This is a genomic window from Bradyrhizobium sp. LjRoot220 (genome assembly GCF_964252915.1).
In the GTDB taxonomy this organism is placed as follows: Bacteria; Pseudomonadota; Alphaproteobacteria; order Rhizobiales; family Xanthobacteraceae; genus Bradyrhizobium.
This window is the reverse complement of sequence record NZ_CAXUPS020000010.1, coordinates 232,188-243,179: the sequence shown is the minus strand read 5'-3', so window position 1 is coordinate 243,179 and position 10,992 is coordinate 232,188. Positions and strand designations below refer to the sequence as shown.

Sequence of the window (10,992 nt, the reverse complement as noted above, 5' to 3'; positions counted from 1 at the left end):
CCTGTATGCTCGTGTGCACCTTTGTTTGCACTATTCGCACACGAGATCGCGGGTGCAGCGCGCATCCGGCATTCCCTGCGTCCTCTGTTTTCGAGGGCGAAGAATTCCAGCAAGACCCGGGCGCAATGCGTCGCGGGATCGAGAATATCTGTCTCGCGCGCCGGCTGTTTGAAAATTGAATCGTGAATTACGCTGCACTTAATCCCGTCGCGGGATCAGGGATGCGTCCCAGACCCGCCCGAGCTGTTGGCCATGCGAAGTTCGGCCAGCCGCGCTTCCCGGTCGGCAATCCATTGCTCTACTTTTCGGGCCCGACTTGGGCCGATTTCAAATTCCCCCATTGGGGTGCCCGCATCGATCCATCGCCGGCCGCTGGCGGGCATGAACCAGACAAGCGCAGCTATGGTCGCCGACACGACCACCGCGAGCGCGCCCATCACGAAATCGGTCCACAAAAGATAGCCAATGAAAGCGGCGAACGCGGCGAGCATAATCACGCTGCCGCGCTTCATCACCCGCCCGTTGCGCTCGAGATGCGCATAGTGCGATCTCAGCTCTGCCAGTTCATGCTCGAGCCGGGCGATTTCCTCAGCGGGCGCCATCGCGCCCCCGTCTCAGTGCTCGCTCTCGAGCCCGCCGACATGCTTCTGGGTGTAAAGCTCAAGGCCGATACGCTTGATCAGATCGAGCTGGGTCTCGAGGAAATCGATGTGGTGTTCCTCGTCCTTCATCAGCTGCTCGAACAGGTCGCGCGAGACGTAATCCTTGACGCCGTGGCAATAGGTGGCGGCTTCCTGGTACAGCGCGCGTGCGGATATCTCGGAGGCCAGGTCGCATTCGATGATTTCCAGGACGTTCTGGCCGATCCGCAAGGGATCGAGAACCTGCATGTTGGGAAAGCCGTCGAGGAACAGGATCCGGTCGGTGAACTTGTCGGCGTGTTCCATCTCCTCGATGGATTCCTTGCGCCAGACCTTGGCCATATCCAGCAGGCCCCAATTGTTCAGCAGCCGGTAATGCAGCCAGTACTGGCTGATCGCGGTAAGCTCGCTGCGCAGGCCCTTGTTGAGATAATCGATGACTTTGGGGTCGCCCTGCATGGTGCACTCCGGGGTTTTGAGGCCAAATCGGCCCGAACTGTATTTAGAACGTTTCTAAATCAGTTTGGAGGCAAGAGCAACCGTCCCCGCAAAAAAGCGGTGGGGAACCGGACGATCCAAGTGGATCTGAGAGGAATTGAGGCGGCGGCGAGAGGGTTCAGGAGGCGGCGAGCGCGAACTCGTGGGCCTCTTCTTCGGTCACAGCGTCGCTGTGCGGGCAACCCGAGCAGCAGGCCTTGGCGCAGGGGCCCAGCGCTTCGTCGATGATGGCCTTGATGGTGCGCGCGCAGCGACCGCATTCGGCGCTGCAGCCGAGGCATCCGTAGATCTGCTTCGGATTGCGCGGCAGGTCCGACGCTGCACTGACGGCATTGCGGACATCATGGTCGCTGAGGACGTTACAGGAACAGACAATCATGAAAACGGCAGGCCTTTCGGTGATGCTCGTCATCATCGATATTGAAGCGCGGTCGTCGATGCAAAAGGAAAAGCAGCACTTTGAAGCAATTCCAAACTGGGGCTGAAACAGTTTGGAACGAGTCTAAAAACCCTTGTCTGGCAGGCACAAATGGCAGGTTTGCCGGATAGCCCCGTAGCGTTAATCGTCACTGCTATCACTGTCGCTGTCGCTGTCGCTTCCCCCGCTATCATCGCTGGAGGAGTCGCTCGACGAGCTGGAATCGTCGGACGAGCTGAAACTGTCGGACGAACAGCTGGAACTGGAATTGTCCGACGAACCGGAATTGTCGAGTGAGCAGGTCGAACTGGAATTATCGCTGCTGAACAGATTGGCGGGTCCCGAGCCACCGCTGCTGCTGCTGGAACTAGGGCTGTAATCATTGCGGTCGCGGTCGTAGTGCCGGTCGCGCGACGCGCCGCTGGGCCATGGGCTGATATTGTAGGTCCGGGTGATCGCCCAATAGAACATCACCGCCATGCCGCCGAGGGCGACCAGATAGGCTGTCATCCCGCTCATCCCGGAATCCTCTTCAAAAGCGGTTGGGAAGCGGGCCTTTGCATCGCAGTGAACCCAACCGCATGGCCCTTCGTCGTCAATTGAGGCAGTCGCGTTCATTGATCATTTCGGCAAAATATGGAACTTTCGCTGCGACAGACCGGTTTCCCGCTGTCCTTTGCTCCATCAGAAAGGTGAGGCCCATGAAGAAGACATTGATGGCGCTGGTTGCCGTCGCCACGTTGGCCGTTTCCGCGGTAGCGGTTCCGGCCCCCGCCCAGGCGCAACGCGGTGTTGCGGCCGGTGTCGCGGCAGGGTTGATCGGCGGCGCCATCGTCGGCGGCGCGATCGCCTCCCAGAACGGCTATTATGGCGGTCCGGGCTATTATGCGCCCGCCCCCGGCTATTATGGCGGCCCGGCCTATATCGCCGAACCCGGCTACGGTCCGGACTGCATCTGGCAGAAGCAGCGCTTCTGGGATGGCTATGGCTGGCGCGTCCGCAGCGTCCGGGTTTGCGACTAGGCGTTATCGGTTCTGATTGAATCAGAACCTTCGCTCGAAAACGCACTGAACACCCGTTCACCTTCATTAAATCGCACGCAAAGTCCCGGAAAACCGATGGGTTCTCCGGGGCTTTGGCGTTCCACGGCCAGAAAAAACCGCTTTTTTGGGCGATCAATCCCGCACGTTTACTTTCGGTTGACCGATGTGCGGTTTTTTAACAATCGGCCAATTCGAGTACGGCGTGTGCCCCTAACCCTAAACCCGGCGTCGGCTGATCAGGCGCCATCTCCAGGAGAGCCCTCAACATGAAGAAGACATTTGCTGCCTTCATCGCCGCCGCAACGATTGCCGGTTCGCTCGCCGCGACACCCGCGAACGCCCAGCGCGGCGTGGCAGCCGGCGTGGTCGGCGGCCTGATCGGCGGCGCCATCATCGGTGGCGCGATCGCCTCCAGCCGCCCGGCTTACGGCGGACCGGTCTATGTGGAAGATGCTCCCCCGCCTTGCCGCCTGGTTCGCGAGCGCTTCTGGGATGGCTACGGCTGGGCCTACCGCCGCGTCGAGGTCTGCTACTGATCTGACCGAGCGCCGCGCCTGCGCCTTGCGAGTTCAAGCCCGGCCGAAACTCTCGGCCGGGTTTTTTATTCGGCTCGTCCGTGCCGGTGCAGGCCTTCTGGAACCGCACGTGGGTCATCGAGGGGCCGCTGGTCGATCCTGGCACGGATAGCTAGATCTACTCTCTCGCACGTCGAGAGAGAAATCGTGCCAAGCGCCAATTACGATCTATTCGAACAAGCCATGCGCACACGCAAGCAAGTCGTGTGCTTGTACGATGGCCATCCGCGCGAACTCTGTCCGATCATCCTCGGCCACTCGAACGGCCAGGAGAAGGCCCTGACCTATCAGGTCGGCGGCACAAGCAAATCGGGGTTGCCGCGAACAGGCGAGTGGCGTTGCCTGTTCTTGTCGAAGATCAGCAACGCCCAACTCCGCGACGGGCCATGGCTGGTTGGCTCCAGTCATACGCTGCCGCAGGGCTGCGTGCAGATCGTCGACCTCGACGTCAATCCGTCAAGCCCCTTTTCATCCAAAGCGGCGCCTCAGCTCCAGCCGCTGAAGCGCCACTCGCTAACGCGACGAGCTGATCGAACGCAGCACCGCTTCGCTCGGCCAGCAATCGACCTTCAATCCCGCAGACTTCTGATACGCCCCGAGCGCCGCGCGGGTCTGCATGCCGGCCTTGCCGTCGAGCTTGTCCTTGTAGAGGCCGATCCGCGTCAGATGACGCTGCATCGCTTCGACATCGGCACTGCGCAACTGTGTCGACGCCGACCACGGCGTCGCAAACGGCAACGGGTTCGACATGCGGTCGGCGAGATGGCCGACGAACAGCACGTACAAATCAGAGAAGTTATATTCCTTGATCACGAAGTAGTTCTTCGTGGTCAGGAACGCCGGACCGTAGATGCCTTCGGGCTGCAGCAGCGAGGCCGGCTGCGCCTGCTCGGCCGCGCTCAACTTTTGTCCGCGCACCGGCACAAAACCCGCGCGCAGCCATTCGCCGATCGGTTTTGTCACTTCGGGCACGCCCATGGTGCAGTCGGCATTATCAGGCGCGCGCACTTCATAGGCCCAGCGCAGGCCCGCCTGCCAGCCCTTGTTGACCAGCTGCTGGGCCGCGGAGGCAAGCGCGTCCGGCACTGAATTCCAGATGTCGATGCGGCCGTCGCCATCGAAATCGACACCATGCTTGTAATATTCGCCCGGCAGGAACTGCGTGAGCCCGGTGGCGCCGGCCCAGGACGAGCGCATGTCCTTGCGCGCCACCGCGCCCTCGCCGAGGATCTTCAACGCCAGGATGAATTCGGCGCGGTACTGATCCTTGCGCCGGCCGACATAGGCCTGTGTCGCCACCACACGCACGGTGTCGTAGGGCAACCGGTAGCGGCCATAATCGGTTTCGCGGCCCCAGATCGCCAGCACGACCGTGGCCGGCACGCCGAAGCGGCTCTCGATCTGATTGAGCGCTGCACGATGCTTTTGCATCAGCTTCTGCCCCTCGGCCGCCAATCGTGCGATCGAGGATTCCTTCACATAATCCGACGGCACCTGCACGAACTCGGCCTGCGACGGCGCACCGGTGGCGGGCCGGCCGGGCAGAATCAAATCCGGCAATTTGTAATCCGGCTCGAGGCCGCGGGTCTCGGCGTCAAACGTCGCCCGCGACACGCCGGCGGCCTGCGCCTCCGGCCACAGCGAAGCGATGAACTGCGTAAAGCCGGCGTCGGCGGCGAAGGCCGGGCGCACCGCGCCCAGCGCCGTCGCCGCCAAGATCAGAACCGCGGTGATCGCCCTCAGTTGCACGATCGAATCCCGTGATCGACGCCCGACTATCAATGCGACGCGGCGTGTTTGGCGCTTTCAGTGGAAACATTCGACAGCTTGTCGACATAGGCAATGCCGATCGCCGACAGGATGAAAACCGTGTGGATGATGGTCTGCCACATCACGCCGGTCTCGGTGTAGACGCTCTTGCCCGAGGCCAACGCACCGGCCTCGATGAAGGTGCGCAACAGATGGATTGACGAGATGCCGATGATCGCCATCGCCAGCTTGATCTTGAGCACGCTGGCGTTGACGTGGCTGAGCCATTCCGGCTGATCGGGATGTCCTTGCAGATTGAGACGGGAGACGAACGTCTCGTAGCCGCCGACGATGACCATCACCAGGAGGTTCGAGATCATCACCACGTCGATCAGCCCGAGAACCGCCAGCATGATCTGCTGCTCGCTGAAATCGAAAGCGTGGGCGAACAGGTGCCACAACTCCTTCAGAAACAACACGACATAGACGCCCTGCGCGACGATCAGGCCGATATAAAGCGGCAATTGCAGCCAGCGGGAGGAGAAGATCAGCATCGGGATCGGACGCAATGACTTCCTCTGCTCTTTGGGCGGCATCGGCGTTTCCGGCGTCATGGACATGATCGGGGATCTCTCTGTGCGGGATTCGGTCGGATACTCGCGGCCAATCTAATAGCCGGATATGGCACATTCCCGACGAGCGGGATTTAGCGGCCATTTGGCGCAGGCGGGCTGGCGCCAGCGACACGGTTTCGTCATCTCAGCGCGAACCACAGCTCAGCGCGTCAGCTTCTTGTACTTCACGCGATGCGGGATGATGGAATCCTGGCCGAGGCGGCGCATCTTGTCCTTCTCATAGTCCTGGAAATTACCTTCGAACCATTCGACGTGGCTGTCGCCTTCGAAGGACAGGATGTGGGTGGCGATGCGGTCGAGGAACCAGCGGTCATGGCTGATGATGACGGCGCAGCCGGCAAAATTCTCCAACGCCTCCTCCAGCGCGCGCAGCGTATCGACGTCGAGATCGTTGGTCGGTTCGTCGAGCAGCAGCAGGTTGGCGCCGGACTTGAGCATCTTGGCCAAATGAACGCGGTTGCGCTCACCGCCCGACAGCGAGCCGACCTTTTTCTGCTGATCGGCACCCTTGAAGTTGAATGACGAGCAATAGCCGCGCGAATTGACCTCGCGCTTGCCAAGCAAAATCAGTTCGTTGCCGCCGGAGATCTCCTCCCACACGTTCTTCTTGCCGTCGAGATCGTCGCGTGACTGATCGACGTAACCGAGATGCACGCTTTCGCCGACGGTGATCGTGCCCTTGTCCGGCTTCTCCTGTTGGGTGATCATCCGGAACAGCGTGGTCTTGCCGGCGCCGTTCGGCCCGATCACGCCGACGATACCGCCGGGCGGCAGCTTGAAGGTAAGATCGTCGATCAGCATGCGGTCGCCAAAGCCTTTGCTGAGACCTTCGAAGTCGACGACGTTCTGGCCGAGCCGCTCGGCGACAGGAATCGTGATCTGCGCGGTCTGGGTCTGCTTCTCGCTGGCCTGCTTCAGCAGGTCCTCGTAGCGCTGGTAACGCGCCTTGGACTTGGCCTGGCGCGCCTTGGGGGAAGACGCAATCCACTCCTGCTCGCGCTCAAGCGTCTTCTGGTGCGCGGCGTCCTCGCGGCCTTCCTGCAAGAGGCGCTTCTGCTTCTGCACCAGCCAGGACGAATAATTGCCTTCGTAAGGGATGCCCTTGCCGCGATCGAGTTCGAGGATCCAACTGGTGACGTTGTCGAGGAAGTAGCGGTCATGGGTCACGATCAGGATCGCGCCGGGATAGTTGCGCAAATGGCCTTCCAGCCACGACACCGACTCGGCGTCGAGATGGTTGGTCGGCTCGTCCAGCAGCAGCAGGTCCGGCTGGTCGAGCAGCAGCTTGCATAGCGCCACGCGGCGGCGCTCGCCGCCCGACAGCTTGGTGACGTCGGCATCGTCGGGCGGACAGCGCAGCGCATCCATCGCCTGGTCGACCTTGCTGTCGAGATCCCAAAGGCCCGCGGCCTCGATCTCGTCCTGCAGCTTGGTCATCTCGTCGGCGGTCTCTTCCGAGTAGTTCATCGCCAGTTCGTTGTAGCGATCGAGGATCGCCTTCTTCTTGGCGACGCCCAGCATGACGTTCTCGCGGACCGTCTTGGTCTCGTCGAGATGCGGCTCCTGCTCGAGGTAGCCGACCCGGGCGCCCTCGGCGACCCAGGCCTCGCCGTTATATTCCTTGTCGAGGCCGGCCATGATCCGCAGCAGGGTCGATTTGCCGGAACCGTTGACGCCGAGCACGCCGATCTTGGCGTCCGGGTAGAACGACAGATGGACGTTATCGAGCACCTTGCGGGTCGGGTAGCTCTTGGTCAGACCCTGCATGAAATAGACGAACTGGCGAGCCATCGCGATCCCTTGAAACCAGAGGATTTATGGAAATTTGCTGCCGCTGATGTAGCGGCGCGGCCCCCAAAGGGCAACCGCGGGAGGGCGTTTTCCGTCTGTTCACCACGGATGAATACGGGATGGTCACTATGTGCGCGCCAAATCACGACAATTGAAACCTTCTTTTAATAAATCAGGCCAAAAGTCGTTCCAGACGCTGGAAAACGGCGTCTTCGCGGCAAAAGCCCGCGAATGGCAAACAGAGACAGCGTCATGGCGACGACCAGTTCGGCATCCCTTTCCACCCCGGCGCAGGGCCACGGCCTTGCAAAGCCGCTCGCCGAACTCCGTGCCTTCTGGCGCCAGTTCGTGGCCAAGGCGTTCAACTCCTACCGGCCGGAACTGCACTATATGCGCGGCCCCGGCCCGGCCTGGCGCGCCAAGCACCTCGCCCGCTCCAACTGAGCTTCCCGGAATTTTGACCTAGCCCCGCTCCCAAGTCCGCTTGCACAGCCCCCGATTGCGCGCGACCATGGCGATCTCCCCTGACGGCCCATTCCGCCGTCACCCTCGCCTGATCGGACCTCCCAATGACGCGGCTGCGCTGTGCAATCCTCGACGACTATCTCGATGTGGCCCTGAAGGTCGCAGACTGGTCGCAAATCGCCGACCGGGTCGACGTCACCGTCTTCAACCAGCCGTTTGCCAGCCCGGAAGCCGCCGCCAGCGCGCTCAGGGATTTCGAGATCATCTGCGCGATGCGCGAGCGCACGCCGTTTCCCCGCACGCTGTTTGCGGCGCTGCCGAAGCTGAAGCTGATGATCACCTCGGGCATGCGCAATGCCGCGATCGACATGGAGGCCGCCAAGGACCATGGCGTGGTGCTGTGCGGTACCCAATGGGGCCGCGATCCGACCGCGCCGCTGACCATGGGCCTGATCCTGGAGCTGACCCGCAACATCGGCCGCGAAAACGCCCGCATGCATGCCGGCGAGCCGCTGCAGAAATTCGTCGGCATGGAAATCGAGGGCCGGACGCTGGGCGTGATCGGCCTCGGCAAGCTCGGCACCAAGGTCTCAAAGCTGGCGCAGGCCTTCGGCATGAACGTGATCGCCTGGAGCCCGAACCTGACGCCCGAGAAGTGCGCGGAAGCCGGCGTCGGTTACGTCACCAAGGAGGAACTGTTCGCCGCCGCCGACATCGTCACCATCCACGTCGTGCTGGGCCCGCGTTCACGCGGGCTGGTCGGACGTGAAGAGCTCGCGCGCATGAAGCCGACCGCCTTTCTCGTCAACACCGCGCGCGGGCCGATCGTCGATGAGGACGCGCTGCTGCAAGCGCTGACGCAAAGGAAGATCGCCGGCGCCGGCATCGACGTGTTCTCGGTCGAACCACTGCCGGTCGACCATCCCTTCCGAAAACTCGACAACCTCGTGCTGACGCCGCATCTCGGCTACGTCACCGGGGACAGCTTTAGCCACCACTATCGCCAGATGGTCGAAGGCATCGACGCCTGGTTCAAGGGCGAGGCGCCGAGGAGGCTGGTTTAAAGGAAGCTGGTCAGAGGGCGCCGGTCTGGCTCCCAAGCAAAAATGTCGAAAACAACCCCATGCAAAGAAAGGAACCCTATGCAAACAAAGGGGTTCGCTGGCGTGGAGCTTGGCCCAAAAAACACTTTGACGCGTCGGGCAAATCAGGGGCACATTTTCAGCATTGCGCAGTCAGGTGGAAATTTCAGCGGTCTCTTGCAAGGCCCGCGAAACGGGGGGCTGGGTTGGCTGCATCCATCAAGGCAACCACTCAAACGTCCTCAAGACCTTGTTCACCAAACCCGCCGCCATTGCCGCATCTTCGCTCCCAAACCATCGCAAGGATTGGAACGGTGGTTTCCAGGGGTTTGTTCATGGCCGTCCGAGCTGAACTTTATTCGCATCAAGTATGAATTCAACCCGTTGGCGACGAAGGTTCCCTTTTAACCACGGAGTGCCTGAGTCAGAGTGACTCACCCATTTGCATTACGGAATAATTGACTTATATGTCAATCGAGGATTTGATAGCGCATAAGGTGGGGGCCGGAATGCTTTTCCCCCTTGTGCCCCGAGCTGCCGGGAGTGCTCCTAGGCGAGCCATGTTCGTATCGGAGGACATATGGTCGCTACTCTCTACCGAGCATCAGGACGACGATATGGAAGATCGTCTCGGTATCCTGCAAGCCGATCTCGAGCAGTTTGCCGAAGGCCGCACCATCGATCCCAAATATTTATTTCTGCTTTACCCAGCGACGGAGGGAGTTTGGGAGATTCGTAGCTTAAGGCCAGATCCGTCAATTCGCGTGCTTGGCTTCTTCGCCAAAAGAGACGTCTTCATTGCAACGAATTTGGCTCTTAGGGAAAATTTAGGTGGCTGGGAATCGCGTGAGTGGAAGGACATCAAAAGATTAGCGAGGACCCGCTGGGGTCATCTCTTCCACACCTACAATCCCATGGTTTCGACAAACCTGAGTGAACTTGTAACGGGTACCATCGATGGCAAATACTTCAAAACTTAATCCAATGAAGCGCCGTGATCTCGCGTACTACAGGCAGCGTCAGAAAAATCGTGTTTTTACCTCGCTTGTGGAGTTTTTCGCTAAAGAAGCGGAGCGCCGAGGTGTCACGAAGAAACAACTCGCCGAAGCCCTTTCCAAAGACCCCTCTCAAATTACTAGGTGGCTATCCGCCCCGAGTAATTTTGAGCTTGATACCTTGAGCGATATCCTGCTCGCGTTGGACGCGGAAATGGACACTCGCATTGTGCGCTTCGCAGATCGCGCCAAGCCTAATTATGCCCATCCCTTGGTAGCAGTCCACATAGGGAAGGAAACTGTTCATCAATCTAGTAGCGTAACAACGGAAACGAAACGAACGTCAGCCGTTGCAAAAGTTAGTCATGCGTCAGTCGAGGTTACGATTGACGCGGATGTAGCGGCGGTGGCGTCGTGATTGAGGAAGCTACCCCTGATGTGTCCGGCTTCACAACCTTCTGCGATGACATTCGTTTTGAAGTGGACGGAAAAGTTACCATGGTGGGTTGTTACCATGGCGAAATGACTATCAACGGGGGCTTTCCTTCAACGCTGGCAAAGTTCGCGATGAGTATAATTTTTACGCAGAAGAGAGAGCTTTTCGAACCAGTCTTAAAACTTCATGTCTTCTTGCCCGGAGATCCGGAAAACGAGCCGGGAATAGTGGTGGACGTCGATTCGCAAATCGACATCACAAAAACTGATCGTCCTCGTATCGGTGCGAGAGCTAATCTAGTTCTATCGCCGCTGACTATAAATGCACCGGGTGTAATCAAAGTGCGAATAGCTCGGCAGGGCCGTTATCACAACGTTGGATCGCTGATTGTAGCGGAATCTTCTTCCACCGAGCCGCCGCCGCGCTCCTAGCGATCTCTTTTCTCTTCTTAGTCGTCGTCATCCCACCCGCCCGCGCCATGCCGCCCCAGCGCCACAGCAGCGGCGTTCTTGCCGTCCTCGGTGGTGATGTCCTCGATCTCGCCAGTAGTAAAGTAATGAGGGCGATCATAACGGCGTTGTCGATGGCGTCGGCGGGACGCTTCTCGGCTTTGGGCCTCGGGGCACCACTAGTTCCTCAAGAGCGTCATGATATTTCATATTTT

At 60.0% G+C, this 10,992-nt stretch carries 14 protein-coding genes; 7 read left to right on the top strand and 7 right to left on the bottom strand.

The genetic code is table 11. From position 1 onward, the window contains the following. Nucleotides 1-215: 215 nt before the first annotated feature. The 4 genes from ACSQ84_RS31480 to ACSQ84_RS31465 all read right to left on the bottom strand — a co-directional run bounded on the left by ACSQ84_RS31480 (nucleotide 216) and on the right by ACSQ84_RS31465 (nucleotide 2,076). On the bottom strand, nucleotides 216-602 hold the full coding sequence (locus tag ACSQ84_RS31480; protein ID WP_436215617.1) for a hypothetical protein: 387 nt from the start codon (nucleotides 600-602) through the stop codon (nucleotides 216-218). 12 nt (nucleotides 603-614) lie between these two features. After that, nucleotides 615-1,100: a bacterioferritin gene (bfr, locus tag ACSQ84_RS31475; protein ID WP_436215616.1), complete on the bottom strand. Its 486-nt coding sequence runs from the start codon at nucleotides 1,098-1,100 to the stop codon at nucleotides 615-617. 157 nt (nucleotides 1,101-1,257) lie between these two features. Next, nucleotides 1,258-1,518, bottom strand: coding sequence for a (2Fe-2S)-binding protein (locus tag ACSQ84_RS31470; protein ID WP_436215615.1), 261 nt, complete (start codon nucleotides 1,516-1,518; stop codon nucleotides 1,258-1,260). Nucleotides 1,519-1,698: 180 nt separating this feature from the next. Further along, nucleotides 1,699-2,076, bottom strand: coding sequence for a hypothetical protein (locus tag ACSQ84_RS31465; RefSeq protein WP_436215614.1), 378 nt, complete (start codon nucleotides 2,074-2,076; stop codon nucleotides 1,699-1,701). A 182-nt stretch (nucleotides 2,077-2,258) separates the two neighbouring features. On the opposite strand from ACSQ84_RS31465, the gene ACSQ84_RS31460 reads away from it, so the two are divergent. Beyond that, nucleotides 2,259-2,579: a hypothetical protein gene (locus tag ACSQ84_RS31460; protein ID WP_436215613.1), complete on the top strand. Its 321-nt coding sequence runs from the start codon at nucleotides 2,259-2,261 to the stop codon at nucleotides 2,577-2,579. 287 nt (nucleotides 2,580-2,866) lie between these two features. Then, complete coding sequence (locus ACSQ84_RS31455; RefSeq protein ID WP_436215612.1) at nucleotides 2,867-3,136, top strand: hypothetical protein; 270 nt, start codon at nucleotides 2,867-2,869, stop codon at nucleotides 3,134-3,136. Nucleotides 3,137-3,688: 552 nt separating this feature from the next. On the opposite strand, the gene ACSQ84_RS31450 is transcribed toward ACSQ84_RS31455, so the two are convergent. The 3 genes from ACSQ84_RS31450 to ettA all read right to left on the bottom strand — a co-directional run bounded on the left by ACSQ84_RS31450 (nucleotide 3,689) and on the right by ettA (nucleotide 7,350). After that, nucleotides 3,689-4,909, bottom strand: a complete 1,221-nt coding sequence (locus ACSQ84_RS31450) for a lytic murein transglycosylase (protein ID WP_436215629.1) — start codon at nucleotides 4,907-4,909, stop codon at nucleotides 3,689-3,691. Nucleotides 4,910-4,953: 44 nt separating this feature from the next. Further along, the gene (locus tag ACSQ84_RS31445; RefSeq protein WP_436215611.1) at nucleotides 4,954-5,544 is read right to left on the bottom strand and encodes a TIGR00645 family protein; all 591 of its coding nucleotides are present in this window, start codon (nucleotides 5,542-5,544) and stop codon (nucleotides 4,954-4,956) included. A gap of 156 nt (nucleotides 5,545-5,700) precedes the next feature. Next, nucleotides 5,701-7,350, bottom strand: a complete 1,650-nt coding sequence (ettA, locus tag ACSQ84_RS31440; protein ID WP_436215610.1) for an energy-dependent translational throttle protein EttA — start codon at nucleotides 7,348-7,350, stop codon at nucleotides 5,701-5,703. Between the two features lie 252 nt (nucleotides 7,351-7,602). Between ettA and ACSQ84_RS31435 the strand changes: the two genes are divergently transcribed. The 5 genes from ACSQ84_RS31435 (at nucleotide 7,603) to ACSQ84_RS31415 (ending at nucleotide 10,759) form a co-directional block, all read left to right on the top strand. Continuing rightward, a complete protein-coding gene (locus ACSQ84_RS31435; protein WP_436215609.1) occupies nucleotides 7,603-7,794 on the top strand; it encodes a hypothetical protein in 192 nt (63 codons plus the stop codon). A 125-nt stretch (nucleotides 7,795-7,919) separates the two neighbouring features. Further along, the gene (locus tag ACSQ84_RS31430; protein WP_436215608.1) at nucleotides 7,920-8,879 is read left to right on the top strand and encodes a D-2-hydroxyacid dehydrogenase family protein; all 960 of its coding nucleotides are present in this window, start codon (nucleotides 7,920-7,922) and stop codon (nucleotides 8,877-8,879) included. 635 nt (nucleotides 8,880-9,514) lie between these two features. Next, a complete protein-coding gene (locus tag ACSQ84_RS31425; protein WP_436215607.1) occupies nucleotides 9,515-9,877 on the top strand; it encodes a hypothetical protein in 363 nt (120 codons plus the stop codon). After that, the gene (locus ACSQ84_RS31420; RefSeq protein ID WP_436215606.1) at nucleotides 9,855-10,310 is read left to right on the top strand and encodes a helix-turn-helix domain-containing protein; all 456 of its coding nucleotides are present in this window, start codon (nucleotides 9,855-9,857) and stop codon (nucleotides 10,308-10,310) included. Before ACSQ84_RS31425 ends, ACSQ84_RS31420 begins: the two co-directional genes overlap by 23 nt. Beyond that, entirely contained in the window at nucleotides 10,307-10,759 is a 453-nt protein-coding gene (locus ACSQ84_RS31415) for a hypothetical protein (RefSeq protein WP_436215605.1), read from the top strand. The genes ACSQ84_RS31420 and ACSQ84_RS31415 overlap by 4 nt, the downstream gene beginning before the upstream one ends. Nucleotides 10,760-10,992: the final 233 nt, after the last annotated feature.

Bases quoted from the DNA above. Each gene is read 5' to 3' on its own strand.
- ACSQ84_RS31480 (WP_436215617.1), bottom strand. From the start codon at position 602: ATGGCGCCCGCTGAGGAAATCGCCCGGCTCGAGCATGAACTGGCAGAG.
- bfr (WP_436215616.1), bottom strand. From the start codon at position 1,100: ATGCAGGGCGACCCCAAAGTCATCGATTATCTCAACAAGGGCCTGCGC.
- ACSQ84_RS31470 (WP_436215615.1), bottom strand. From the start codon at position 1,518: ATGATTGTCTGTTCCTGTAACGTCCTCAGCGACCATGATGTCCGCAAT.
- ACSQ84_RS31465 (WP_436215614.1), bottom strand. From the start codon at position 2,076: ATGAGCGGGATGACAGCCTATCTGGTCGCCCTCGGCGGCATGGCGGTG.
- ACSQ84_RS31460 (WP_436215613.1), top strand. From the start codon at position 2,259: ATGAAGAAGACATTGATGGCGCTGGTTGCCGTCGCCACGTTGGCCGTT.
- ACSQ84_RS31455 (WP_436215612.1), top strand. From the start codon at position 2,867: ATGAAGAAGACATTTGCTGCCTTCATCGCCGCCGCAACGATTGCCGGT.
- ACSQ84_RS31445 (WP_436215611.1), bottom strand. From the start codon at position 5,544: ATGTCCATGACGCCGGAAACGCCGATGCCGCCCAAAGAGCAGAGGAAG.
- ettA (WP_436215610.1), bottom strand. From the start codon at position 7,350: ATGGCTCGCCAGTTCGTCTATTTCATGCAGGGTCTGACCAAGAGCTAC.
- ACSQ84_RS31435 (WP_436215609.1), top strand. From the start codon at position 7,603: ATGGCGACGACCAGTTCGGCATCCCTTTCCACCCCGGCGCAGGGCCAC.
- ACSQ84_RS31430 (WP_436215608.1), top strand. From the start codon at position 7,920: ATGACGCGGCTGCGCTGTGCAATCCTCGACGACTATCTCGATGTGGCC.
- ACSQ84_RS31425 (WP_436215607.1), top strand. From the start codon at position 9,515: ATGGAAGATCGTCTCGGTATCCTGCAAGCCGATCTCGAGCAGTTTGCC.
- ACSQ84_RS31420 (WP_436215606.1), top strand. From the start codon at position 9,855: ATGGCAAATACTTCAAAACTTAATCCAATGAAGCGCCGTGATCTCGCG.